The 21774-nt window shown below is 64.1% G+C and carries 25 protein-coding genes; 13 read left to right on the forward strand and 12 right to left on the reverse strand.

Annotation, left to right across the window (positions count from 1 at the left end; translation table 11 throughout):
- A complete protein-coding gene (locus tag RAH32_RS00995; protein ID WP_306604255.1) occupies positions 1 to 420 on the forward strand; it encodes a hypothetical protein in 420 nt (139 codons plus the stop codon).
- Here RAH32_RS00995 and RAH32_RS01000 read toward each other — a convergent pair whose 3' ends face one another.
- The 3 genes from RAH32_RS01000 to clpS are packed head-to-tail and all read right to left on the reverse strand — an operon-like array spanning position 421 to position 2551.
- Positions 421 to 1227 carry an SDR family NAD(P)-dependent oxidoreductase gene (locus RAH32_RS01000; protein WP_306604257.1) on the reverse strand — a complete coding sequence of 269 codons (807 nt, stop codon included), beginning with the start codon at positions 1225 to 1227 and terminating at the stop codon, positions 421 to 423.
- Positions 1227 to 2231, reverse strand: coding sequence for a class I SAM-dependent methyltransferase (locus RAH32_RS01005; RefSeq protein ID WP_306604259.1), 1005 nt, complete (start codon positions 2229 to 2231; stop codon positions 1227 to 1229). Before RAH32_RS01005 ends, RAH32_RS01000 begins: the two co-directional genes overlap by 1 nt.
- 2 nt (positions 2232 to 2233) lie before the next feature.
- Positions 2234 to 2551, reverse strand: coding sequence for an ATP-dependent Clp protease adapter ClpS (clpS, locus tag RAH32_RS01010; protein WP_103171328.1), 318 nt, complete (start codon positions 2549 to 2551; stop codon positions 2234 to 2236).
- A gap of 217 nt (positions 2552 to 2768) precedes the next feature.
- Here clpS and RAH32_RS01015 point away from each other — a divergent pair, with 217 nt between their 5' ends.
- Positions 2769 to 4412 carry a D-alanyl-D-alanine carboxypeptidase family protein gene (locus tag RAH32_RS01015; protein ID WP_306604261.1) on the forward strand — a complete coding sequence of 548 codons (1644 nt, stop codon included), beginning with the start codon at positions 2769 to 2771 and terminating at the stop codon, positions 4410 to 4412.
- 71 nt (positions 4413 to 4483) lie between these two features.
- Here the strand turns inward: RAH32_RS01015 and ccoS are convergent, their stop codons facing one another.
- From ccoS to ccoG, 4 genes are read right to left on the reverse strand one after another with little or no spacing between them, the layout of a single operon-like run.
- Positions 4484 to 4645, reverse strand: coding sequence for a cbb3-type cytochrome oxidase assembly protein CcoS (gene ccoS / locus RAH32_RS01020; RefSeq protein ID WP_103171242.1), 162 nt, complete (start codon positions 4643 to 4645; stop codon positions 4484 to 4486).
- 12 nt (positions 4646 to 4657) lie between these two features.
- Positions 4658 to 6847: a heavy metal translocating P-type ATPase gene (locus tag RAH32_RS01025; RefSeq protein ID WP_306604265.1), complete on the reverse strand. Its 2190-nt coding sequence runs from the start codon at positions 6845 to 6847 to the stop codon at positions 4658 to 4660.
- Position 6848: 1 nt separating this feature from the next.
- On the reverse strand, positions 6849 to 7316 hold the full coding sequence (locus tag RAH32_RS01030) for a FixH family protein (protein ID WP_306604267.1): 468 nt from the start codon (positions 7314 to 7316) through the stop codon (positions 6849 to 6851).
- A 1-nt stretch (position 7317) separates the two neighbouring features.
- Entirely contained in the window at positions 7318 to 8868 is a 1551-nt protein-coding gene (ccoG, locus tag RAH32_RS01035) for a cytochrome c oxidase accessory protein CcoG (protein ID WP_306604269.1), read from the reverse strand.
- A 146-nt stretch (positions 8869 to 9014) separates the two neighbouring features.
- Between ccoG and RAH32_RS01040 the strand changes: the two genes are divergently transcribed.
- From RAH32_RS01040 to RAH32_RS01060, 5 genes are all read left to right on the forward strand, one after another.
- On the forward strand, positions 9015 to 9674 hold the full coding sequence (locus tag RAH32_RS01040; RefSeq protein ID WP_306604271.1) for a glutathione S-transferase family protein: 660 nt from the start codon (positions 9015 to 9017) through the stop codon (positions 9672 to 9674).
- A gap of 138 nt (positions 9675 to 9812) precedes the next feature.
- A complete protein-coding gene (parE, locus tag RAH32_RS01045) occupies positions 9813 to 11771 on the forward strand; it encodes a DNA topoisomerase IV subunit B (protein WP_306604274.1) in 1959 nt (652 codons plus the stop codon).
- A gap of 1 nt (position 11772) precedes the next feature.
- Complete coding sequence (locus RAH32_RS01050; protein WP_306604276.1) at positions 11773 to 12606, forward strand: thymidylate synthase; 834 nt, start codon at positions 11773 to 11775, stop codon at positions 12604 to 12606.
- Between the two features lie 3 nt (positions 12607 to 12609).
- Positions 12610 to 13089, forward strand: coding sequence for a dihydrofolate reductase (locus RAH32_RS01055; protein WP_306604278.1), 480 nt, complete (start codon positions 12610 to 12612; stop codon positions 13087 to 13089).
- A gap of 18 nt (positions 13090 to 13107) precedes the next feature.
- Positions 13108 to 13536: a VOC family protein gene (locus RAH32_RS01060; protein ID WP_306604280.1), complete on the forward strand. Its 429-nt coding sequence runs from the start codon at positions 13108 to 13110 to the stop codon at positions 13534 to 13536.
- Between the two features lie 15 nt (positions 13537 to 13551).
- On the opposite strand, the gene RAH32_RS01065 is transcribed toward RAH32_RS01060, so the two are convergent.
- Positions 13552 to 14052: a MarR family winged helix-turn-helix transcriptional regulator gene (locus RAH32_RS01065; protein ID WP_306605176.1), complete on the reverse strand. Its 501-nt coding sequence runs from the start codon at positions 14050 to 14052 to the stop codon at positions 13552 to 13554.
- 127 nt (positions 14053 to 14179) lie between these two features.
- Positions 14180 to 14470, reverse strand: coding sequence for a succinate dehydrogenase assembly factor 2 (locus RAH32_RS01070; protein WP_306604282.1), 291 nt, complete (start codon positions 14468 to 14470; stop codon positions 14180 to 14182).
- A gap of 85 nt (positions 14471 to 14555) precedes the next feature.
- On the opposite strand from RAH32_RS01070, the gene RAH32_RS01075 reads away from it, so the two are divergent.
- Entirely contained in the window at positions 14556 to 15758 is a 1203-nt protein-coding gene (locus RAH32_RS01075; RefSeq protein WP_306604284.1) for a pyridoxal phosphate-dependent aminotransferase, read from the forward strand.
- 47 nt (positions 15759 to 15805) lie between these two features.
- Positions 15806 to 16189: a baeRF12 domain-containing protein gene (locus tag RAH32_RS01080; RefSeq protein WP_306604299.1), complete on the forward strand. Its 384-nt coding sequence runs from the start codon at positions 15806 to 15808 to the stop codon at positions 16187 to 16189.
- A 27-nt stretch (positions 16190 to 16216) separates the two neighbouring features.
- Here RAH32_RS01080 and RAH32_RS01085 read toward each other — a convergent pair whose 3' ends face one another.
- Positions 16217 to 16999, reverse strand: coding sequence for a 3-hydroxybutyrate dehydrogenase (locus RAH32_RS01085; RefSeq protein ID WP_306604307.1), 783 nt, complete (start codon positions 16997 to 16999; stop codon positions 16217 to 16219).
- Positions 17000 to 17348: 349 nt separating this feature from the next.
- On the opposite strand from RAH32_RS01085, the gene RAH32_RS01090 reads away from it, so the two are divergent.
- Genes RAH32_RS01090 through RAH32_RS01100 form a run of 3 tightly spaced genes read left to right on the forward strand, consistent with a single transcriptional unit; the run spans position 17349 to position 19593 of the window.
- The gene (locus tag RAH32_RS01090; protein ID WP_373429637.1) at positions 17349 to 19127 is read left to right on the forward strand and encodes an extracellular solute-binding protein; all 1779 of its coding nucleotides are present in this window, start codon (positions 17349 to 17351) and stop codon (positions 19125 to 19127) included.
- On the forward strand, positions 19124 to 19252 hold the full coding sequence (locus RAH32_RS01095) for a hypothetical protein (RefSeq protein WP_306604314.1): 129 nt from the start codon (positions 19124 to 19126) through the stop codon (positions 19250 to 19252). The genes RAH32_RS01090 and RAH32_RS01095 overlap by 4 nt, the downstream gene beginning before the upstream one ends.
- Positions 19252 to 19593: a hypothetical protein gene (locus RAH32_RS01100; RefSeq protein WP_306604320.1), complete on the forward strand. Its 342-nt coding sequence runs from the start codon at positions 19252 to 19254 to the stop codon at positions 19591 to 19593. Before RAH32_RS01095 ends, RAH32_RS01100 begins: the two co-directional genes overlap by 1 nt.
- A gap of 3 nt (positions 19594 to 19596) precedes the next feature.
- On the opposite strand, the gene RAH32_RS01105 is transcribed toward RAH32_RS01100, so the two are convergent.
- Positions 19597 to 19923, reverse strand: a complete 327-nt coding sequence (locus RAH32_RS01105; protein WP_306604322.1) for a YnfA family protein — start codon at positions 19921 to 19923, stop codon at positions 19597 to 19599.
- Between the two features lie 116 nt (positions 19924 to 20039).
- On the opposite strand from RAH32_RS01105, the gene RAH32_RS01110 reads away from it, so the two are divergent.
- On the forward strand, positions 20040 to 20927 hold the full coding sequence (locus RAH32_RS01110) for a cation diffusion facilitator family transporter (protein WP_306604335.1): 888 nt from the start codon (positions 20040 to 20042) through the stop codon (positions 20925 to 20927).
- Here the strand turns inward: RAH32_RS01110 and xth are convergent.
- On the reverse strand, positions 20924 to 21709 hold the full coding sequence (xth, locus tag RAH32_RS01115) for an exodeoxyribonuclease III (protein WP_306604343.1): 786 nt from the start codon (positions 21707 to 21709) through the stop codon (positions 20924 to 20926). The genes RAH32_RS01110 and xth overlap by 4 nt on opposite strands.
- Positions 21710 to 21774 lie beyond the last annotated feature (65 nt).

The raw sequence follows: 21774 nt of genomic DNA on the forward strand, positions 1-21774 counted from the left end.
ATGACCCGCAACACCGCCCTTGCCGCAACGCTGGCCCTGCCGTTCCTCGTGGCCGCCTGCGGCACGCCCCAGGAACGCTGCATCAGCAACAATACCAGCGAATACCGCACCGTCAGCAGCTTGCTGGCCGAGGTCGAGGGAAATCTGGCGCGCGGTTATGCGTGGGAGGAACGGCAGGTCGTGCGCGACCGTCTGACCCAGTGCCGCACCGTGTGGCGCGACAAGGACGGCAATGCGGTCGTAGGCTACGAACCCTGCTGGCGCGATTACGTGGATACCGAACGCTATCGGGTTCCTATCGATCCGGCGGCAGAGGAACGCAAGCGCGACAACCTGGCCGCGCGTCAGGCGCAGTTGCGCAACAGGGCCGAAGCCGTTGTCCAGGCCTGCCGCGCCGCCTATCCCGAAGATCAGGGCTGATCAGACCGTCTGCACCGCCACGCGGTCGGTCAGGCTGCGCCCCCCATCGACCGTCACGATCTGGCCCGTCACGAAGCGCGACGCATCGCTTGCCAGATACAGGACGGTATCAACCAGTTCGTCGGCAGGCGCGATGCGGCCCATGGGCGTTGCGGCGATGATGTGGTCGCGCAGGCCCGGCTTCTCGCGCAGCGAGTCCTGCAGTTCATGGGACATGACGCTTCCGAAGCGGATGCCGTTCACGCGGATCCTGTGCGGTGCAAGGGCCAGGGCCATCCCGCGCGTCGCCTGTTCCTGTGCCGCATAGGCAATGGAGTAGCCCAGCATGGTGGGCACCGGATGCAGCGCCGCGAGGGTCGAGACATTGACGATGGTGCCTGCGGTGCCCGCGTCGGGATTGGCCTCGGCCTGCTTGATCATGCGCTTGGCCACGATCTGGGTCATCCGCAGTCCGGCCATCATGTTCTGGCGCAACAATTGTTCCAGCACGTCCAGATCGGTGTCCAGCGGGTCCGATGCCTTGACCAGCCGATGCGCGTTGACCAGGATATCCACCCGGTCAAAGGCATCCAGCGTGGCCGACAGAAGGTTGGCAGTCGCCAGCTTTTCCGACATCCGGCCCAAGAAGCTGCGGACATGCGGATCGCGTTCGTCGTAATCCGACATCGCCGTGGCCAGTGCGCTTTCGTCCGTATCCGCAAACATCACATGGGCGCCGCGTTCCACGAAGGCCCGGGCAACGGCCAGGCCGATGCCGCGCGCGGCGCCGGTGACGATGGCCGTCTTGCCCTGAATCGACATGCCCATCAGCGCCGGCCCTTGCGCGCGGCGCCCCGGTTCGCGCCCGTCGCCTCGATGACCTTGAAGCGGTTATCGCCGCTGATCTCGGTTACATGTGCGAAATGTTGTGTGAGGACCGTTTCATAGGGCAGGTGCCGGTTCGCCACCATCCACAGCCGCCCCGCCCCGGTCAGCAGTCTGGCCGCCGCGGCGATGAAGTCGGCACCGATGCGAGGGTCGGCTGCCCGTCGCTCGTGGAACGGCGGGTTCATGATGATCCCGTTCACGGGTTCAGACAGCGTGAAGTCCCGCGCATCGGCCCAGTGAAACCGCGCGCGCGGATCGGCGATGTTGTCACGGGCGGATTCCAGCGCGGCATGATCCGCCTCGACCAGGTGGAGGATCTCGATGCCGGGCCGGATAAGGGCCTGCGCCGAAAGCCATCCCCAGCCCGCGCCCAGATCGACGACCCGGGTTGGCATCCTGTCGGGCAATGCGGCGGCAAGCATGGCTGATCCGGGATCCACCCCGTCGGCCGAAAACACGCCGGGCCGGGTCACGAAGCCGGGCGCGACCTCGTGGGCGCGGGTCGTCCAGTCGTCAGGCAGCCAACCGCCTGCAGGCACCGTCATGCGGAAGATCTTGCCATGCGCCTTGCTGTGTACCTCCTCCACCGGGGCAAGGGCACGCATTTCTTTCAAGACCGAATCTATGCCGTCGGACTTCTGCCCGTCGATCCACAGCGCAGCGCCGGGCGCCAAGCGAGACGCGGCATCGGCTATGCGTGCCCGCGCCTCGGCCTTGGCGCGCGGCAGGATCACCAAGGCCGCATCGAAACGTCCGTCGATGACGGGTGCGACCTGAAATCCGCGTGCGGCAAGGGCGCGATGATCGGGAAAGTGGCCCTGCTGAATGCGGGTTCGCGCCGGTTCCAGGGGCGACAGGTCGTCCATTCCCCGCGCACCGATTACCAGAAACTCCCCTTCGGGAAGGCCATCCGAAAGGGCCAGGGCCAGACGAGTCGTTGTCACTGTTACTCTTTTTCCATGGTGCATTGCAGCGGATGCTGCTGCCGCCGCGCCAATTCCATCACCTGCGCGACCTTGGTTTCGGCGACCTCGTGCGAAAAGACGCCAACGACTGCCACGCCCTTGCGGTGGACGGTCAGCATGATCTCGATCGCCTGGGCATGGGTCATGTTGAACAGGCGTTCCAGCACATGCACCACGAACTCCATCGGCGTGAAATCGTCATTCAGCATCAGCACCTTGTACATGGGCGGACGCTGCGTGCGCGTGCGGGGTTTGACGGCCAGTTCGATATGGTCGTCGGGTCCGTCGCCGTCTGTCATCCAGTGCGCCATTCTGTCCGGTCTGGTCATGCTGATCCTGTTACGCAAGCAATATAATCCATTTCACGCCCGATGAAACCCCGGCCAAAGTTGAGAGGGGACAGTAAAATACACCAAATGAGCGGTTACATGACCGTGAATGTCATGCTATTATCGGAATATTAAGCAAGGGCATGCGACAAACGACATGCCGTCCCGAGGCAGAGAGACCGCGACAGTGATCCATATTCCCCAAGCAGCCCGGCTGTGGGCTATTCTTCTGCTGGCCGTATTGGCTCCGGCGACGCTTTCGGCGGCACCCTTCGCCGCCTATGTGATCGACGCGCGCACGGGCCAGCCGATCTACAAGCAAAACGAGGATACGCGGCTGCATCCCGCGTCCCTGACCAAGATGATGACGCTCTACATGGCCTTCACGGCCGTGGAACGAGGGCAGGTCAGACTGGATTCGCAATTCCCCGTGTCCAGCAATGCCGCGGCCGAACCGCCGTCAAAGCTGGGGCTGCGCGCGGGGCAGCGGATCGAACTGCGCTATCTGATCCGGGCCGCCGCCATCAAGTCCGCAAACGACGCCGCCACCGCCATCGGTGAAGGTCTGGCGGGATCGGAGGAGGCGTTTGCCCAGCAGATGACCCAGATGGCGCGCGCCCTGGGGATGCGGAACACCAATTTCCGCAACGCTCATGGCCTGACGCAGGAAGGGCACTATTCGTCCGCCCATGACATGACCATCCTGGGGCGGCGCCTGTTTTATGATTTCCCGCAATACTACAACATCTTCTCGCGTCGTTCGGCGGATGCCGGGATCGCGCAGGTATCCTCGACCAACAAGCGGTTCCTGGATGCCTACGAAGGCGCGGACGGCATCAAGACGGGCTATACGCGCGCGGCCGGCTTCAACCTGACTGCTTCGGCGCAGCGCGGAAACAAGCGGCTGGTCGCCACCGTCCTGGGCGGCACCTCGACCGCGCATCGCAACCAGGTCATGGCGCAGTTGCTGGATGCGGGCTTCAGCCGCGTGCCGAATCGTGTCCGCGAGGTGCGCCCCGAGGCACCGCGCCTGCTGGCGCAGCGCGTCGTGCGCCGTGCCCAGGTCGCACCTTCGGCTGCCGCGACGGCGCCCGAACCACAGCGGCTGGTGCTTTCGGCTTCTGCTCCGCCGGTGCGGGTCAGCCGCCCTGCCCTGGCATCGACAGCGGCTGTCGCCGAAGCCGCCCCCCAGGCGGCGCCGGTGGGTGGGCTATCCTTGAGAGCAAGCGCCCGTCCTGTCAGCCGCCGCGCGTCCGTGGCCGTGGCAGAGGCAACGGCGGTCGAGACTGCGCCCGCGCCACAATCGGCCAGCCTGGCCGCGCCGGTCCTCGCCGCCTCCCCCCGCCCCGTTCCCGCGCCCCGTTCCCGCCCCACGGCCAGCATCGCCGCGCCCGAGGCAGTCAATCCGGGAGCAGAGCCTGAAGCAATCGCCCGCGCCGTGGCCGAGGCCGTGCCGCAAAACGGGGCGACCTCGATGTCCCTGCTGGCTTCGCCCGCGCCGAAGCCGCGTTCGGAAACAGTGATCCTTGCCGCCATGGGCGAAGGCGACCTTGCCGACCCCGAGGCCTTGGAAATCGTGTCCCGCCCGGCCAACAGCGGCCGCGGCTGGGGCGTGACGCTGGGCATGTTCACCTCGAAGGCAGAGGCCGAAAAGCTGCTGCTGCGCAGCGCCCTGCAGGATGGCGCCATCCTGGGCGGGGCACAGCGCCACGTCGCGGATACCAAGCGAGGCTTTCAGCCAAGCTTTGCCAACCTGACCAAGGCCAATGCCGAACTGGTCTGCGAACGTTTCATCAGCCGGTCGCAGGAATGCCAGGTGGTCGGGCGCTGAAGCCAGGCAGCATCAAGACATGAACAAGGGGCGGAGTGATCTCCGCCCCTTGTTCATGTCTGCCGGTCCCCTCAGTCGGGCTTGGGGCGGTCGTCCCACTTGTCGCTGAGGATGCGTTCGGCATCGCCCTTCGGATCCTCGAACTGGCGCGACCGCAAGGCCCAGATGAAGGCGACAAGCCCCGCCGCGCCAAGGCCCAGCGATACCGGAATCAGGATGGACAGGATTTCCATGACGTTTCCTTTTCAATCCCGCAGACGCAGCGCATTCAGCGTTACCGTGATCGAGCTGAGCGACATTGCCAGCGCCGCGATCAAGGGCGTCACCATGCCCGCCACCGCCAAGGGCACCGCCACGATATTATAGGCGATCGAAATCGCGAAGTTCTCCTGGATGCGGCGGGTGGCACGACGCGCGGTCGTGACCGCCTCTGCCACGGGCACAAGGTCGGTGCCGGTCAGCACCATGTCGCTGGCCACGCGCGCGGCGTCAAGCGCACTGGCCGGCGAAATCGACGCATGGGCTCGCGCAAGCGCCGCCGTGTCGTTCAGCCCGTCACCCACCATCAGCACGCGCGCGCCTCCGGCGGCAAGATCGGCAACCATGGCTTCCTTGCCTTGAGGATCGACGGCGGCATGGAAATCCGCAATGCCAAGCCGTGCAGCCAGGTTCGCAACGGCGGCCGGCCTGTCGCCCGAGATCAGCACGACCCGCAACCCGGCCTTGCGAAGCATGGCCACGCAGTCCTCTGCTCCGGGGCGCAGTTCGTCGGTGAACTCCAGGCGGATCGGAGCGTGGCCTTCCACCGCCAGCCAGGTCGCACTGGTGGGCCGGTCCTCATCATCCGCCCAGCCCAGCCAGTCGGCACGGCCCAGGCGGACTATCCTGCCCTGCCAGCAGGCCGAGACGCCGAAACCGGGATGTTCGGTCACGTCCGTCAGATCGGCGGCAGGGTGATCGGCCAAGGCGGCCGTCAGGGCTGCCGACAAGGGGTGGGCCGAGGCCAGTGCCATGGCGCGGGCAACGGGGCGCAGGCCCGGGGGCAGCGGATCAGCGCTCACCAGAGACGGGCGACCCAGGGTCAGGGTGCCGGTCTTATCGAAGACGACTGTATCAACTTCCGCAAGGCGCTCCAGGGCGGTTCCATCCTTGATCAGCAGGCCGCGCCGGAACAGCCGTCCCGATGCCGCCGTGGCGACTGCCGGAACTGCCAGGCCAAGCGCGCAGGGGCAGGTCACGATCAGAACCGCCGCCGCGATGTTCACGGCAAGGCGCAGATCGCCGGTGGCCCAGAGCCAGCCTGCGAAACTGCACAAGGCCATCAGGTGAACGCTGGGCGAATAGAGCCGCGACGCCCGTTCCGCAAGCGAGGTGTAGCGTCCGCGAGCGGCCTCGGCCGCCTCGACCAGGGCGGTCAGCCGTGCCAGCGAAGAATCACGCCCCGCCGCCGTCACGCGCAGGATCAGCGGCCCGGTCAGGTTCACCTCACCCGCAGACAGCATCTGGCCCGGCGCGGCCAGGACCGGCAGGGTTTCCCCGGTCAGAAGGGCGCGGTCGATCTCGGACCGCCCCTCGACGATCTGGCCGTCGGCGGGGATACGCGCGCCGGGCCGGATGCGAATCAGGTCGCCGGGGCGCAGGCCGGCGACGGGAACGGTTTGTTCGGCGCCGTCCAGCAGCAGCGTGGCGCGCGGAACCTCCAGCGCAGTCAACTCGGCCGCGGCGGATCGGGCGATGGCGCGGGTGCGATGGTCCAGATAGCGGCCGATCAGCAGGAAGAAGCACAGCATCGCCGCCGCGTCGAAATAAGCGTGGTGCCCCGACTGCATCGTCTCATAGACCGAAATGGCGCTTGCAAGGATCAGCGCCAGCGAAATGGGCACATCCATGCCCAACCGGCCTACCCGGATCGCGGCCCAGGCACTGCGGAAGAAGGGCTGGCCCGCGAAGAACACCGTGGGAAGCGCAATGGCGCCGCTGATCCAGTGGAACAAGTCCCGCGTGGCAGATTCGGCCCCCGACCAGACGGCGACCGACAGGATCATGATGTTCATCATCGCGAATCCCGACACGCCGATGCGCATCAGCAGGTCGCGGCCCTGCCGGTCGGCGGTGGTGGCCGACAGCGCATCGGGGTCCAGTTCGTGCGCCTCGTATCCCACACCCGCCAAAACCGAGATCAGGTCGTCGGCAGTGAGGCCCGGCGCATCCACGGTGACGCGGCGCAGGGTCAGGTTCACGCGAGCGCTGCGCACGCCCGGATGAGCGACCAGCGCGGTCTCCACATCGGTGATGCAGGTCGCGCAATGGGCAGTCGGCAGGGACAGGATCACCGTGCCCTGCGCCACTTCGGCACGGTCGGCCAGACGTTGCGCCAAGGGCGCCGCATCGCAGGCGGGACAGGCGCTGAAGCCTGATGCGGTCAGGTCGGCCATGTCAGTTCGCCCTTGCCCCGGCATAATGATCCAAGCGCTGCCGGAACGGCGTTCCGTCGGGCGCGACAGCCTGGACATCGATATTCCAGGCCCCCGGTTCCAGCACCAGCGGCGCGCGGAAAATGCCGCCGCCTGCCTGTTCGAACTGCGGCGTCACATCGTCGCGCTTGTGCGTTGGCCGCCCGATGGTGGCCGAGAAGTCGCGCAGAACGGGATGGGCACCCTTGGCGTCCACGATCTCGATCGCGATCTGCGTGCCTTCCTGGCTGGCCCTTGCGGTCCAGCCCAGGCTCTGCTGGGCCGCACGGTCGCGATCGAACTGCTGCGAGGCGACATAGCTGTTCTTGACCTCCAGCCCTGGAAAGCTGCCCACGGCCAGGAAGGCCATGACCAGATTGACGGCGATGATGACGCCAAAGGCCGACAGCGTGATGAAAAGGACATGGCGTCCGGTCAGTTCCCTGGTCATCCTATTCACCCTTTCCGTGGAAGATCGTGCCGACGGATGCGGTCGTGCCGTCGGTTTCGTCGCGGACGACAAGGTCAAGCTGCGTCGTGGCCTGCGTCGCAATCTCGGACCCGGCTGGCGCGGTGACGTAAAGCCTGCGGCTCAACGTCTCGTCCGCAGGAACCTCGGTCATGCCGGAAGGCGCGCCCTCGACCGTGACGACAAGGCCGTCCGCGCCCTCGACCGCGAAGCTGAAGCTGCGGGCGTCATGCTGCTTGTTGCGCAGGCGAACCTCATAAGTGTTGCGGATGGCGCCGTCGGACATCGTCACGAACAGCGGATTGCGCACGGGCGAGACATTGAGGTCGAAGGGCGAGCGGATGAACAGCGCGACGATCAGCGCGATCCCAATCCCGGACCACAGCGTGAAATAGAGGATCGTGCGCGGCCGGAAGATATGCCGCCAGACCGATTTCGGCTGCGCGCCGGCACGTTCGGCCGTTTCGTCCTTCAGCGCCATGTAGTCGATCAGCCCGCGCGGCTTGCCGATCTTGTCCATGATCTCGTCGCAGGCGTCGATGCACAGCGCGCAGGTAATGCACTCCATCTGCTGTCCTTCGCGGATGTCGATGCCCATCGGGCAGACGTTCACGCAGGCCAGACAATCGATGCAGTCGCCCGCCGAATTGACGGGGATCGGTCCGCCGACCCCGGTCGGCACGCCGGGATAAGGAACGGGCGGATACTTGCCCCCTGCAGCGGGCCCGGCGGCATGGCTTTCAGCCTCGGCCTGGAAGGCTGCGGCGGCAGGGCGGTGTCGCACGTTAGTCTTGCCCCGCGGTTCGCCCCGCCATTCGCGATAGGCGACGGTCAAGGTGTCCTCGTCCATCATCGCCGCCTGAATGCGGGGCCAGGGGCAGGCATAGATGCAGATCTGTTCGCGGGCAAAGCCGCCAAAGAAGAAGGTCGTCGCAGTCAGGATCGCCATGGTGATATAGGCGACGGGATGGGCCTGGCCGGTCAGCAGGTTACCCAGAAGTGTCGGAGCGTCGGTGAAATAGAAGATCCAGGCCCCGCCGGTCATCAGCGCGATCACCAGCCAGACGGCCCATTTGGCCAGCCGCAGCCGGATCTTCTGCGCGTCCCATTCCTGACGATGCAGGCGGATGCGTGCGTTGCGATCGCCCTCGATCCAGCGTTCCACCAACATGAACAGGTCGGTCCAGACCGTCTGCGGACAGGCATAGCCGCACCACACCCGTCCCAGGGCACTGGTGAACAGGAACAAGCCCAACCCCGCCATGACCAGAAGGCCCGCCACGAAATAGAATTCGTGAGGCCAGATCTCGATCCAGAAAAAGAAGAACCGCCGGTTGGCCAGGTCAACCAGCACGGCCTGATCCGGCATGGTGGGACCACGGTCCCATCGCAGCCACGGCATGACGTAATAGATCGTCAGGGCAACCGCCATGACAATCCATTTGAGGTTCCTGAACCGCCCCTTGACGCGTTTCGGAAAGATCGGTTCCCGCTTGGCGTAAAGGCTGGGGTGGTCCAATTCGGAATTGGACATTTTGAGAATCGCTCCTGTTTCGCGGGTCCGGTCTAGACCGGCTGGCGGGGCTGTTCCTTGACCTGCATCAAATCGCGTGGGCACGCCTTGTCCCCTTTCCCGCCCCATCAAGCTGGCATAGCCTTGAGGGGAAGAAGGAGCTTTCAATGCTGACCATTCACGGCGTCACCCGTTCGCGCGCCTCGCGCCTCATCTGGCTCTGCCACGAAATCGGACTGGAGTTTCGCCAGATCCCGGTCATCCAGGCCTATCGCCTGGCCGAACCCGACGCGCCGGATGCCCCCCTGAACACGCATTCCCCCGAATTCCTGGCCCTCTCGCCTGCCGGAACCATCCCGGTGATCGAGGATGACGGCCTGGTGCTGGGTGAATCCCTGGCGGCGACCCTGTATCTGGCGCGCAAGTACGGCGGCGATCTCGGCCCCGCTGACCTGGCCGAAGACGCGCTGATGATGCAGTGGAGCTTTTACGCCGCCACCAGCGTCGAACCGGATGCCCTGACGATCCTGTTTCTGCACGCGCCGTCGCGCCTGCAACCGGGCGACGACCAGGCGATCGTGGCCAACGCCGCCGAACGGCTGATCCGCCCGCTGAAGGTGATCGAAGCGCATCTCGCCACGCACGAACATCTGGTCGGCGGACGATTTACCGTGGCGGACCTCAACCTGGCCGAAGTCTTGCGCTATGCCCAGGGATACGGGGAACTGATGAGCCAGTTTCCGGCGGTCATGTCCTGGCTGGAACGCTGCCAGTCCCGTCCGGCCTTCCGCAGGATGTGGGACGCACGGCTGGCCGAACCCGAGTGAGATTGAAACGGGCAAGGGAACATCCGATATGATGACACATCCCGCAACCGGCCGCGCGACGCAGCCTGGTCCGGCAGCACTGGCATTGATCCCGCCAGCATGAGATAGTCCCCCAACCAAGAACAAGAGCAGAACCCGATGGCCGACGATCTTCTTTCCGCAGTCGATGCGACCGACAGCTATTCCGCCGCCTCGATCGAGGTGCTGGAGGGGCTGGAGCCGGTGCGCAAGCGTCCCGGCATGTATATCGGCGGAACCGACGAACGCGCGCTGCATCACCTTGTAGCCGAGATCCTCGACAACTCGATGGACGAGGCGGTCGCCGGCCATGCCACCCGCATCGAGGTCGAGCTGCTGGCCGATTACAGTGTCAGCATCCGCGACAACGGCCGCGGCATCCCCATCGACCCCCACCCCAAGTTTCCGGGCAAGTCGGCGCTGGAAGTGATCCTGTGCACGCTGCACGCAGGCGGCAAGTTCTCGGGCGATGCCTACCAGACCTCGGGCGGGTTGCACGGGGTTGGCGCATCGGTCGTGAACGCGCTGTCGGACAGCATGATCGTGCAGGTCGCGCGCAACAAGGAGCTGTTTGAACAGCGGTTCTCGCGCGGCATTCCGCAGGGTCCGGTGGCCAGGGTCGGCGCCGCCCCCAACCGGCGCGGCACGACCGTCACCTTCCACGCGGATGAAGACATCTTCGGCCATCACCGCTTCAAGCCCGCGCGGCTGCTGAAGATGGTAAAGTCCAAGGCCTACCTGTTCAGCGGTGTCGAGATCCGCTGGAAATCGGAAATCGACGACGGCGAAACCCCGCGCGAGGCGACTTTTCATTTCCCCGGCGGTCTTGCGGACTATCTGTCCGAGACTCTGCACGGGGCCAGCACCTATGCCGACCGCCCCTTCGCGGGCAGCGTCGATTTCCGCCGCCAGGGCGCGGCGGGCAAGGTCGATTGGGCGATCAACTGGACGCCCTCGCGCGACGGTTTCATCCAGTCCTATTGCAACACGGTCCCCACACCCGAAGGCGGCACGCATGAGGCGGGCTTCTGGTCCGCGATCCTCAAGGGCGTGCGGGCCTATGGCGAACGGATCAGCAACAAGAAGGCCGCGAACATCACGCGCGAGGATCTGCTGACCGGCGGCTGCGCGCTTGTGTCCTGCTTCATCCGCGAACCGGAATTCGTGGGCCAGACCAAGGATCGCCTTGCCACGACCGAGGCCGCGCGCCTTGTCGAAAACGCCGTCCGCGACCATTTCGATACCTGGCTTGCGGCCGATACGAAGTCGGCGGGCGCGATCCTGGATTTCCTGATCCTGCGCGCCGACGAACGCCTGCGCCGCAAGCAGGAAAAGGAAACGGCCCGCAAGACGGCCACCAAGAAGCTGCGCCTGCCCGGCAAGCTGGTCGATTGCAGCGCCACCAGCCGCGACGGGACCGAACTGTTCATTGTCGAGGGCGACAGCGCCGGCGGCAGCGCCAAGATGGCGCGCGACCGCACCAACCAGGCGCTGCTGCCGCTGCGGGGCAAGATCCTGAACGTGCTAGGCGCGGCCTCGACCAAGATGGGGGCCAACCAGGAAATCAGCAATCTGTGCCAAGCCCTTGGCGTCGGAATGGGATCCAAGTTCAAGGTCGATGACCTGCGCTATGACAAGGTCATCATCATGACGGATGCGGATGTGGACGGGGCGCATATTGCGTCCTTGCTGATGACCTTCTTCTTCACGCAGATGCGGCCGATGATCGACAAGGGGCACCTTTATCTCGCCTGCCCGCCGCTCTACCGCCTGACGCAGGGTGCGCACCGGGTCTATGTCGCGGATGACGCAGAAAAGGAACGGATGCTGGCCAAGGGTCTGGGCGGGCGGGGCAAGATCGACGTGCAGCGATTCAAGGGCCTGGGAGAGATGGACGCCAAGGACTTGAAGGACACAACGATGAACCCAAAGACGCGCAAGCTGATCCGGGTCAGCATCGACGATGACGAAGGGGGCGAAACCGGCGACCTGGTCGAACGGCTGATGGGCAAGAAGCCGGAACTGCGCTTCGAATACATCCAGGAAAATGCCCGCTTCGCCGAAGAACTGGACGTCTGACATGCGGCAGTACCACGACGCCCTGCGCACGGTCCTGGAGCAAGGGCAGGAAAGCACAGACCGGACAGGGACGGGGACGATCAGTCATTTCGGGCTGCAATGTCGCTATCCACTGACCGACGGCTTTCCGCTGGTGACGACCAAGAAGCTGCACCTGAAGTCGATCATCCACGAACTTTTGTGGTTTCTGTCGGGCGATACGAACATCCGCTATCTGCAGGAAAACGGTGTCTCGATCTGGGACGAATGGGCGGACGAAAATGGCGATCTTGGCCCGGTTTACGGTCACCAGTGGCGCCGCTTCCCCAAGCTGATACGCAGCGGTCAGGACGCCGAGGGCCAGCCCCTGTTCTTCGCAGGCCATGTGGATCAGATCGCGGACCTTGTGGAAGCAATCCGCAAGACGCCGGATTCCCGCCGGTTGATCGTGTCGACCTGGAATCCCGGGGACGTCCCGGACATGGCACTGCCACCCTGCCACACGCTGTGGCAGGTGCGGATTCTGGCGGGCAAGCTGCACCTGCAGCTGTACCAGCGGTCGGCCGACATGTTCCTGGGGGTGCCTTTCAACATCGCATCATATGCGCTGTTGCAGGTGATGCTGGCCCATGTCACCGGCTATGAGCCGGGCGACTTCGTGCATTCCATCGGCGACGCGCATATCTATTCGAACCACGTGGATCAGGTGCGGACCCAGTTGGCGCGGACGCCGAAGCCGCTGCCCCAATTGCGCCTGCGGCGCGAAGTTGGTTCAATCTTCGATTTCCGTTATGACGATTTTGAGGTGCTGAACTATGACCCCGATCCGGCCATCAAGGCCCCCGTGGCGGTCTGATCCATGCTGACCCTGATCGCAGCCCGCGACCGCAATGGCGCCATCGGCAAGGACAACGACATCCCCTGGCACGCGCCCGAGGATCTGGCCTTCTTCCAGCGAGAGACGACCGGCGGGGCTGTCATCATGGGTCGCAAGACCTGGGAAAGCTTGCCTTTCAAACCCCTGAAGAACCGGCTGAACCTGGTCGTGTCATCAGACCCTGCAGTCGCAGAAAATGTTATCTCCACCCCGCAGGCCGCTGTGGATCACGCGCACAGCCTGGGTCATCGTCGGGTCTATGGCATTGGCGGTGCAGGCATCTATCATGCATTGCTTCCCAAAGCCGACCGCTTGCTGCTGACCCAGGTGGACTTGGATGTCGAGGATGCGGACGCGTTCTTTCCCGACTTCGAGAAGGATCAGTGGCATTGTCTGGGGTCGGTTGACTTGCGCCAGGAAACGCCCCGCTGCACCCTCTTCGAATACCTGCGTCGCCGCTGACCCAACAGGAGGATCTTGATGAATATCCGCTACTTGCACACCATGGTTCGTGTAAAGGATCTGGACAGGACCATGGCCTTCTTCAAGCTGCTGGGGCTGGAGGAAACGCGCCGCATCGACAACGACAAGGGCCGCTTTACGCTGGTCTTCATGGCGCCTCCGGGCCAGCCGGAATGTCCGGTCGAACTGACCTACAACTGGGACGGCGATGAAGGTTTGCCTTCCGACAGCCGCCACTTCGGCCACCTGGCCTATCGCGTCGGCAACATCTATGACCTTTGCCAGAAGCTGATGGACGCTGGCGTCACCATCAACCGTCCGCCGCGGGACGGGCACATGGCCTTCGTGCGCAGCCCTGACAATGTCTCGATCGAACTGCTGCAGGAAGGCGATCACCTGCCCTCGGCCGAGCCTTGGGCCAGCATGGAAAATACCGGCCACTGGTAAGGCTGCACCCGCGGGTCAATAGATATAGCGGATCTGTTCCAGCCAGAACCGCTCGATCCGGCGGCTTTGCAGGTTGACCTGCTCCAGGGGCGGGTCTTCCAGCACGCCGGACATGGCCAGGCCTTCGGCATGGCGCAGGAACAGGCGGTGGACCATGTCGCGGATCGCCTGGCCTTCCGGCGTCAGCTTGACCCGCACCGAACGGCGGTCCATGTCGCTGCGTTCGTGATGGACATAGCCCATCGTCACCAGCTTCTTCAGGTTATAGCTGACATTCGATCCTTGATACATGCCGCGGGACCGAAGTTCGCCCGCCGACACCTCGGCCCCGCCGAGGTTGTAGAGGATCATGGCCTGCACCGGGGTCAGATCGTGCTGGCCAAGGCGTTCGAATTCGTCCTTGACCAGATCCAGCATCAGCCGGTGCAGCCGTTCCAGAAGCTGCAGGGATTCAAGATAGGCTTCGGTCGTGTCTGCCAGATCCGGCAGGGCCTGAACGTCGGCCTGGGGGCGCATATCGCGCGGCGCGGGTGAAATCATGGCGTCTCGCGGTCCTGATTTGTTCCTCATGGCCCGATATTGACGCAAAAACCAAAATCTTCAGTTAATGCAACCGAATTTCCCGCACAGAGTAGGAAGAATTTTATCGAACGGGCCTCAGCCGTTCCGCGGCATGATCCGCAATCCGGTCCAGGATCGCACTGACTTCGGCGGGACCGCGATTGGTGCCGCCGTTCACCCGTGCCGTTACCCACAGATACAGATCCTGATCATTTTCAGACAGCATGGCCTCATAGGCATCCAGTTCGGCCGAATTCAGCGATGCCAGGGGCCCATCGGCGAAATGGCCCAGGATCAGATCCATTTCCTTCATGCCCCGGCGCCAGCTGCGCATCTTCAGGCGGCGCAGACGGGTTTCAGCCGATTCGATCATTCTTCCATCCTTCCGCGACGCTTGCCGTCCTGGGATCCGCAGCATAATCCATGCAGGCAAGACGTTCAAACCAGCAAGGACCGCCATGGCTTTCCTGTCCGACCGCCTGAGCCGAATCAAGCCATCGCCGACGATCGCGATGACGACCCGCGCGGCCGAGTTGCGGGCAAAGGGACGCGACATCATCAGCCTGTCCGCCGGAGAGCCGGATTTCGACACGCCCAGCCATATCCGTGACGCGGCGAAGGCCGCCATTGATGCGGGCCACACGCGCTATACCGCCGTGGACGGCACGCCGTCGCTGAAACGCGCGATCTGCGACAAGTTCGCGCGGGAAAACGGGCTGGATTATGCCCCGTCGCAGATCACGGTCGGCACGGGCGGCAAGCAGATCCTGTTCAACGCGCTGATGGCGACGCTGGACGATGGCGACGAGGTCATCATCCCTGCCCCCTATTGGGTCAGCTATCCCGACATGGTGCTTCTGGCGGGGGGCAAGCCGGTGATCGTCGAATGCGGGCTGGATCAGGGGTTTCGCCTGACACCCGACGCGCTTGAGGCTGCCATCACGCCACGCACGAAATGGCTGATCCTGAACTCGCCCTCCAACCCGTCGGGTGCTGGATACGATCGCGCAGCCATGCAGGCGCTGACCGACGTTCTGCTGCGCCATCCGCAGGTCTGGTGCCTCTCGGACGACATCTATGAACACCTGGTCTTCGACGGATTCGATTTCGTGACACCTGCCCAAGTCGAACCACGCCTGAAGGACCGCACGCTGATCATGAACGGTGTCAGCAAGGCCTATGCCATGACAGGCTGGCGCATCGGCTATGGCGCGGCACCGGAGCCGCTGGTCAAGGCCATGGCGAAACTGCAATCGCAATCGACGTCGAATCCCTGTTCGGTCAGCCAATACGCGGCCGAGGCGGCACTGACCGGACCGCAGGACTACATCAGCGAAAGCCGCGCCGTCTTTCAGCGCCGCCGTGATCTGGTGGTGACCGGGCTGAACGCCTGTCCCGGCATCGACTGCCCCACGCCGCAAGGGGCGTTCTATGTCTATCCCTCCATCGAGGGGCTTATTGGCAAGACCTCGGCTGCGGGCGTGGCGATCACGGATGACGAGGCCTTCGCGAATGCGCTGCTGGATGAAACCGGCGTTGCGGTGGTCTTCGGCGCGGCTTTCGGCCTGTCCCCGCATTTCCGCATCTCTTACGCGACCAGCGACCAGCAGTTGACCGAGGCCGTTACCCGCATCCGCCGCTTCTGCGAAGGGTGCAACTGAGGCTTGTGATCCTGCGTTTCCGTACCTGGTAACGACAGGAGATCACGATGCTTCCTCATGACACTCTGGTTGTCGTGGCCGATGGCCATTCGGCGACGCTGTTCCGCAATACGGCCAGGCACGGCATCGAGTTGTCTGAAACCGAACGGGTCACGCCGGAAAGCCTGAACCAGCCAAAAGCCGGTGACGTCAACTCCGACATTGTGCCTGCGGCCGATCCCGCGGTGTTTGCAGCCCGGCTTGTCGATCACCTGAACGACCTGGTGCTGAAGCACAAGGCGGACGACATCGTCATCATCGCGGATCCGTCCACCCTGGGGATGCTGCGCAAGCGGTATCACAAGGAACTGCAATTCCGCCTGCGCAGGGAAGTGGCCAAGAACCTGACGAATTCCGATCTTCGCGACATCGAGGATGCGCTGTCGTCATAGACAGCGGCCCTTGAGCGAACGGTTCCGTCACAGGGCGGTCCATCCTCCATCGACGCTGATGGCGGTGCCGGTGATCTGGGCCGCGGCGTCGCTGCACAGGAAGGCCGCCGTGTCCCCCAGTTGTTCGACCGTCACGAACTCTTTCGATGGTTGGCGCTCCAGCATGACCTTCTGGATGACCTCGTCGCGGCTCATGCCGTATTCCTTCATCGTGTCGGGGATCTGCGCCTCGACCAGCGGCGTCAGGACATAGCCGGGGCAGACCGCATTGCAGGTGATCGCCTCTTTTGCGGTTTCCAGTGCCGTGACCTTGGTGAAGCCGACGATCCCGTGCTTGGCCGCCACATAGGCGGATTTGAAGGCGCTTGCCGTCAGGCCGTGGGCGGACGCGACATTGATGATGCGCCCCCAGCCCGCGGCCCGCATCATCGGCAGGGCCGCTGCAGTCGTGTGAAAGGCCGAGGTCAGGTTGATGGCGATGATCGCGTCCCACTTTTCGACCGGGAAATCCGGGATCGGCGCGACATGCTGGATGCCCGCATTGTTTACCAGGATATCGCAGCGCCCCGCCTGGCTGATCAAGGCCCGGCATTCATCGCCCCTGGACATGTCCGCCTTGATATAGCGCGCGGCGACGCCATGGTCCCGGGCCACGGACTCAGCCAGGGCATGATCCTCGTCCCGATCCGTGAAACTGTTCAGGACGATATCCGCCCCCGCCATGGCCAGGCGATGCGCAATGCCCAGCCCGATGCCAGAGTTAGAACCCGTCACGACTGCGGTTTTACCGTCTAGAAATTTTTGGAACATCGCCCCCCTCCTGACTGTCGGCTTTAAGACGGGCAGCAAGCGCCCAAGCCGTTTGCAGGTGCAGCATGGGCAAAAAAAAGCGCCCGCACAAGGCGGGCGCAAGTCATGAGGCAGGTTTCATACAGGCAAGAAACCTATCGAGCAGTAAGCCATTTATACGCTAATGCCTGTCAGAGTCCAACGAAGAAGTTCGACCCGCCATTGACGATCTCCATCCGAGTTAGTTGAATTTGTATCGAAAAGAAGAAAACCGGGCAGACAGGCGATGAAATTCTTAAGAAACCTTAACAAATCCGCGATTATTCGTGCCTTGTGCCTGATTTCCGGCGGTTTTCTGACTGTTGCATCAATGCCGCTCGAAGGACGTGCCGAACCGGTCCACGGGCTTGCGATGTATGGTCAGCCTGCTCTACCTCAAGGATTCCAAGCACTCCCCTACGTCAACCCCGACGCGCCCCAAGGCGGGATGATTCGTTTGGCCGAACCGGGTGGCTTCGACTCGCTCAAGCCCTGGGTGTTGAAAGGCAATGCAGCATGGGGCGTCGGCGTCCATGTCGCCGAGACCTTGATGTATCGCAGCCTTGACGAACCCTTCACGCTTTACGGCCTTCTGGCGCAGTCCGTCGAAACGGCGCCGGACCGAAGCTGGGTGGAATTCACCCTGCGCCCCGAGGCCCGGTTCTCGGACGGATCGCCCGTGACCGTCGAGGACGTGATGTGGTCATACGAGACGCTGGGAACGCAGGGTCATCCACGCTATCACGGTGCCTGGTCCAAGGTCGCGAAGATGGAACAGACCGGCCCCGGCCGCATCCGCTTTACCTTTTCGGAAAACGACCGGGAGCTGGCCATGCTGATGGGGCTGCGGCCGGTTCTGAAGAAGGCGCAGTGGGAAGGGAAGGACTTCTCGGCCTCGGGGCTGGAGGCGCCGATCGGGTCCGGCCCCTATGTCGTGGACCAGGTCGAACCGGGGCGCATGGTCACCTTTCGGCGCGATCCCGATTATTGGGGCAAGGATCTGGCCGTCAACAAAGGGCGCAACAACCTTGACGTGATCCGCTATGACTATTTCGGTGACGCCAATGCCATGTTCGAGGCTTTCAAGGCAGGCGAGGTCACGGTCTGGCGGGAACTGTCAGCCAACAAGTGGGAACAGGAATACAACTTCCCCCTGATGACGCGGGGGGATGCAGTCAAGGCGGAAATCCCCAATGGCCGCCCATCGGGGATCATGGGGCTGGTGATGAACACCCGCAACCCACTGTTTGCCGACTGGCGGGTCCGCCAGGCCATGATCGAGGCGTTCAACTTCCGTTTCATCAATGCCACGCTGAATGGTGGCAAGGACCAGCGGATCACCTCGTATTTCGCAAATTCCAGCTTGGCCATGCAGCCTGGCCCCGCGACGGGCCGCGTGGCCGAACTGCTGGCACCCTTCGCCACGGATCTGCCCCCCGGCACCATCGAGGGCTATGCCTTGCCCGAGGGGTCAGACCGCGCCCTGGATCGGGCGGGCCTGCGGCGGGCGATGGCGCTGCTGGCCGACGCGGGATGGTCCGTGCGCGATGGTGTCCTGCAAAACGCGGAAGGCCGCCCCTTCGCCTTCGAGATCCTGCTGAACCAGTCCGGCACCGCCATGCGCACCGCATCCGAAACCCAGCAGATTGCCGACATCTATGTCCAGGCGCTGCGGAACCTGGGGATGCAGGTGCGCATCACGTTGCTGGACCCGGCCCAGTTCGTGCAGCGCACCAATGAATTCCAGTTCGACATGACCTGGTATGAACGCGCCTTGTCGCTGTCACCGGGAAACGAACAGTTGCTCTACTGGGGGTCCGAGGCTGCGGACCAGCCGGGCAGCCGGAACTGGATGGGCATGAAAAGTCCGGCGGCCGATGCCGTCATCGCCGCAATGGTCCGATCGGAAACGGATGAGGAATTCACTTCCGCCGTCCGCGCGCTGGATCGAATCCTGACCGCAGGGCGTTACGTGATACCGGCCGGGTTCTCGCCGGTCTCGCGGCTGGCCCATGCTGCGGACCTGCGGTATCCTGCCCAGACAACGCCGCTTTACGGAGATTGGCCGGGCTTCCTGCCCGAGCTGTGGTGGCAGGAGGCAGAAGAATGAAGGCAGTCTTGGGCATGCTGCTGGCCTGCGCGGTGCTGGCTGGCTGCAATACGGTCGCGGGTGTCGGTGAGGACATCACCGGAATTGCAAACTGGGCGCAATCCTCGATGGGAGGCGGATACTGATGAAATGGAGCCATGTGCAGCAGAACTGGGCCGCCTTCTACGAGGCGATCGTCGAGAAATGGCCCGAGGTCGATGAAACCGACCTGGACGAGATCGACGGCGATCAGCGTGCCTTCGTGGCCTATCTTGCAGAGGCGACCGGCCAGGAACCGTCCGAAATCCGCGAGGAACTGCGCGAATGGCTGGCCGGAGAGATCCCCTCTGATGTCGTCATGGATCCCACGCATGACAATCATTCCATTGCGCTCAGCGCCAAGTATGTGGGCGAGGGCGAGGACGAATACGCGGATGACGCCCGCTTCGGCGACGACGACGAATATCGCGACGACGGCGACGACTGACCTTCAGGCGGCGCGCGGTCCCCACAGGATGATCGCCGCGCCAGCCAGGCAGACTGCGGTGCCCAGCACATCCCACTGATCGGGCCTGCGCCCCTCGGCCAGCCAAAGCCACAGAACGGACGCGGTGATATAGACGCCGCCATAGGCCGCATAGGCCCGTCCCGCGAGATCGGTCGGGCTGAGCGACAGGATCCAGGCAAACAGCGCCAGCAAGGCCATGCCTGGCATCAGCCACAAAGGCGACTGGTCCAGGCGATGCCATGCCCAGAAGGTGAAGCAGCCGGCGATTTCAGCCAGGGCGGCAGTCAGATAGATCGCAAGGGCCTGCATTCCGTCCCTCTAGCCCGTGGTCTGGGGTGGCGTCCAGCGGCCCTTTCCAGTTGCAACTGGGGCCGCGTTCTGCCACATGCAGCCCGACGGGGGGCATGTGATGAAGGACCGTCGCGATGAATCGCACCATCAAGATTGCCCTGGGCAGCATTGCGATCGGGATCGTCGTGCTTGCCCTCAAGACGCTGGCGTGGCACCTGACGGGTTCGGTGGCGCTGCTGTCGGATGCGCTTGAAAGCACCGTCAACGTGGCGACGGCCCTTGCCGCGCTGATCGCAATCCGCATTGCCCAGCGTCCTGCCGACCGCAGCCACCCCTATGGGCACCACAAGGCAGAGTTTGTGGCAGCCGTGCTGGAAGGCGTGATGATCATCGTCGCGGCCCTGCTGATCCTTGAGGAAGCCTATCAGGGGATCCGCAACCCGCAGCCGCTGACCGCGCCCTTCACGGGCCTGCTGATCAACGGCTTCGCAGGTTGCATCAACGCCTTCTGGTGTGCCGTGCTGATCCGCCAAGGCCGCCGCCTGAAATCCCCCGCCCTCGTCGCCGACGGACACCACCTGCTGTCGGATGTCGTCACCTCGGCCGGGGTGATCGTCGGGGTCTTGCTGGCGACCGTTTCGGGTTATCCGCTTCTGGACCCGATCCTGGCCGGACTGGTGGCGATCAACATCCTGTGGTCGGGCTGGAAGGTGATGTCGGCCTCGCTTGGCGGGTTGATGGACAGGGCGGTGTCGGACGACATGCTGCGCGACATCCGGGCCACCATCTCGGACCATGCGGACGGCGCGATCGAGGCGCATGACCTGCGGACCCGCCATGCGGGCAGCATGACCTTTATCGACTTCCACCTTGTCGTGGACGGCGACACGCCTGTGGCCCAGGCCCATGCGATCTGCGACCGCATCGAGACCGCGCTAAAGAAACGGCTGGATGATGCGCAGATCACCATCCACGTCGAGCCCGAACACAAGGCCAAGCATTCGGGCGTGCTGGTACTCTAGGCCGCCAGACGCACCCACACGGGAACATGATCGCTGGGCTTTTCGCCCGCGCGGGCTTCCTTGTCGATGCCGGTTTCCACCAGCAGGTCGGCGGCCTGCGGCGACAGCAGCAGGTGGTCGATGCGGATGCCGTCGTCGCGCGACCAGGACCCGGCTTGATAATCCCAGAAGGTGAACGGCCCGCGCGTGGCCCAGGGGTCGCGGATGCGGACAGCATCCGTCCAGCCCTGGTTGACGATCCGCCGGAACGCCTCGCGGCTTTGGGGCAGGAACAGCGCATCATCGACCCAGGCCTGCGGCCGGGCGGCATCGCGGGGTTCGGGGATGATGTTGAAGTCGCCCAGCATCACCACCGGAAGCTCGCTTTCCAGCAGTTCCGCGGCGCGCAGGCGTAGACGCTCCATCCAGGCCAGCTTGTAGTCGTATTTCGGCCCCGGCGCCGGATTGCCGTTGGGCAGATAAAGCCCGGCGATGCGCACGGCCGTGGAACCGACCACCGTCGCCTCGATATAGCGGGCCTGTTCGTCGGCATCGTCGCCCGGCAAACCGCGCGTCACATCTTCCAGCGGCAGCTTCGACAGGATCGCGACGCCGTTGAAGCCCTTCTGGCCGTGGGTCTCGACCGCCCAGCCCAGATCCTCGAAATGGGCGCGGGGAAAGCCCTCGTCCACGGACTTGATTTCCTGAAGGACGACCAGATCGGCCGCCGATCCGGCCAACCAGTCAGTCAGCGCTTGGATCCGGGCCTTGACGCCATTGATGTTGAATGTCGCGATTTTCATGGGCCGCATCTTTATCCGCTGTCCCGCAATTGGCAACCGGAGTCGGGACGCCTAAGTTCCCCCCT

The sequence above is a fragment of the Paracoccus yibinensis genome (genome assembly GCF_030846195.1).
Taxonomy (GTDB): domain Bacteria; phylum Pseudomonadota; class Alphaproteobacteria; order Rhodobacterales; family Rhodobacteraceae; genus Paracoccus; species Paracoccus yibinensis.

Bases quoted from the DNA above. Each gene is read 5' to 3' on its own strand.
- RAH32_RS00995 (WP_306604255.1), top strand. From the start codon at position 1: ATGACCCGCAACACCGCCCTTGCCGCAACGCTGGCCCTGCCGTTCCTC.
- RAH32_RS01000 (WP_306604257.1), bottom strand. From the start codon at position 1,227: ATGGGCATGTCGATTCAGGGCAAGACGGCCATCGTCACCGGCGCCGCG.
- clpS (WP_103171328.1), bottom strand. From the start codon at position 2,551: ATGACAGACGGCGACGGACCCGACGACCATATCGAACTGGCCGTCAAA.
- ccoS (WP_103171242.1), bottom strand. From the start codon at position 4,645: ATGGAAATCCTGTCCATCCTGATTCCGGTATCGCTGGGCCTTGGCGCG.
- RAH32_RS01025 (WP_306604265.1), bottom strand. From the start codon at position 6,847: ATGGCCGACCTGACCGCATCAGGCTTCAGCGCCTGTCCCGCCTGCGAT.
- RAH32_RS01030 (WP_306604267.1), bottom strand. From the start codon at position 7,316: ATGACCAGGGAACTGACCGGACGCCATGTCCTTTTCATCACGCTGTCG.
- ccoG (WP_306604269.1), bottom strand. From the start codon at position 8,868: ATGTCCAATTCCGAATTGGACCACCCCAGCCTTTACGCCAAGCGGGAA.
- RAH32_RS01040 (WP_306604271.1), top strand. From the start codon at position 9,015: ATGCTGACCATTCACGGCGTCACCCGTTCGCGCGCCTCGCGCCTCATC.
- parE (WP_306604274.1), top strand. From the start codon at position 9,813: ATGGCCGACGATCTTCTTTCCGCAGTCGATGCGACCGACAGCTATTCC.
- RAH32_RS01050 (WP_306604276.1), top strand. From the start codon at position 11,773: ATGCGGCAGTACCACGACGCCCTGCGCACGGTCCTGGAGCAAGGGCAG.
- RAH32_RS01055 (WP_306604278.1), top strand. From the start codon at position 12,610: ATGCTGACCCTGATCGCAGCCCGCGACCGCAATGGCGCCATCGGCAAG.
- RAH32_RS01060 (WP_306604280.1), top strand. From the start codon at position 13,108: ATGAATATCCGCTACTTGCACACCATGGTTCGTGTAAAGGATCTGGAC.
- RAH32_RS01065 (WP_306605176.1), bottom strand. From the start codon at position 14,052: ATGCGCCCCCAGGCCGACGTTCAGGCCCTGCCGGATCTGGCAGACACG.
- RAH32_RS01070 (WP_306604282.1), bottom strand. From the start codon at position 14,470: ATGATCGAATCGGCTGAAACCCGTCTGCGCCGCCTGAAGATGCGCAGC.
- RAH32_RS01075 (WP_306604284.1), top strand. From the start codon at position 14,556: ATGGCTTTCCTGTCCGACCGCCTGAGCCGAATCAAGCCATCGCCGACG.
- RAH32_RS01080 (WP_306604299.1), top strand. From the start codon at position 15,806: ATGCTTCCTCATGACACTCTGGTTGTCGTGGCCGATGGCCATTCGGCG.
- RAH32_RS01085 (WP_306604307.1), bottom strand. From the start codon at position 16,999: ATGTTCCAAAAATTTCTAGACGGTAAAACCGCAGTCGTGACGGGTTCT.
- RAH32_RS01090 (WP_373429637.1), top strand. From the start codon at position 17,349: ATGCCGCTCGAAGGACGTGCCGAACCGGTCCACGGGCTTGCGATGTAT.
- RAH32_RS01095 (WP_306604314.1), top strand. From the start codon at position 19,124: ATGAAGGCAGTCTTGGGCATGCTGCTGGCCTGCGCGGTGCTGGCTGGC.
- RAH32_RS01100 (WP_306604320.1), top strand. From the start codon at position 19,252: ATGAAATGGAGCCATGTGCAGCAGAACTGGGCCGCCTTCTACGAGGCG.
- RAH32_RS01105 (WP_306604322.1), bottom strand. From the start codon at position 19,923: ATGCAGGCCCTTGCGATCTATCTGACTGCCGCCCTGGCTGAAATCGCC.
- RAH32_RS01110 (WP_306604335.1), top strand. From the start codon at position 20,040: ATGAATCGCACCATCAAGATTGCCCTGGGCAGCATTGCGATCGGGATC.
- xth (WP_306604343.1), bottom strand. From the start codon at position 21,709: ATGAAAATCGCGACATTCAACATCAATGGCGTCAAGGCCCGGATCCAA.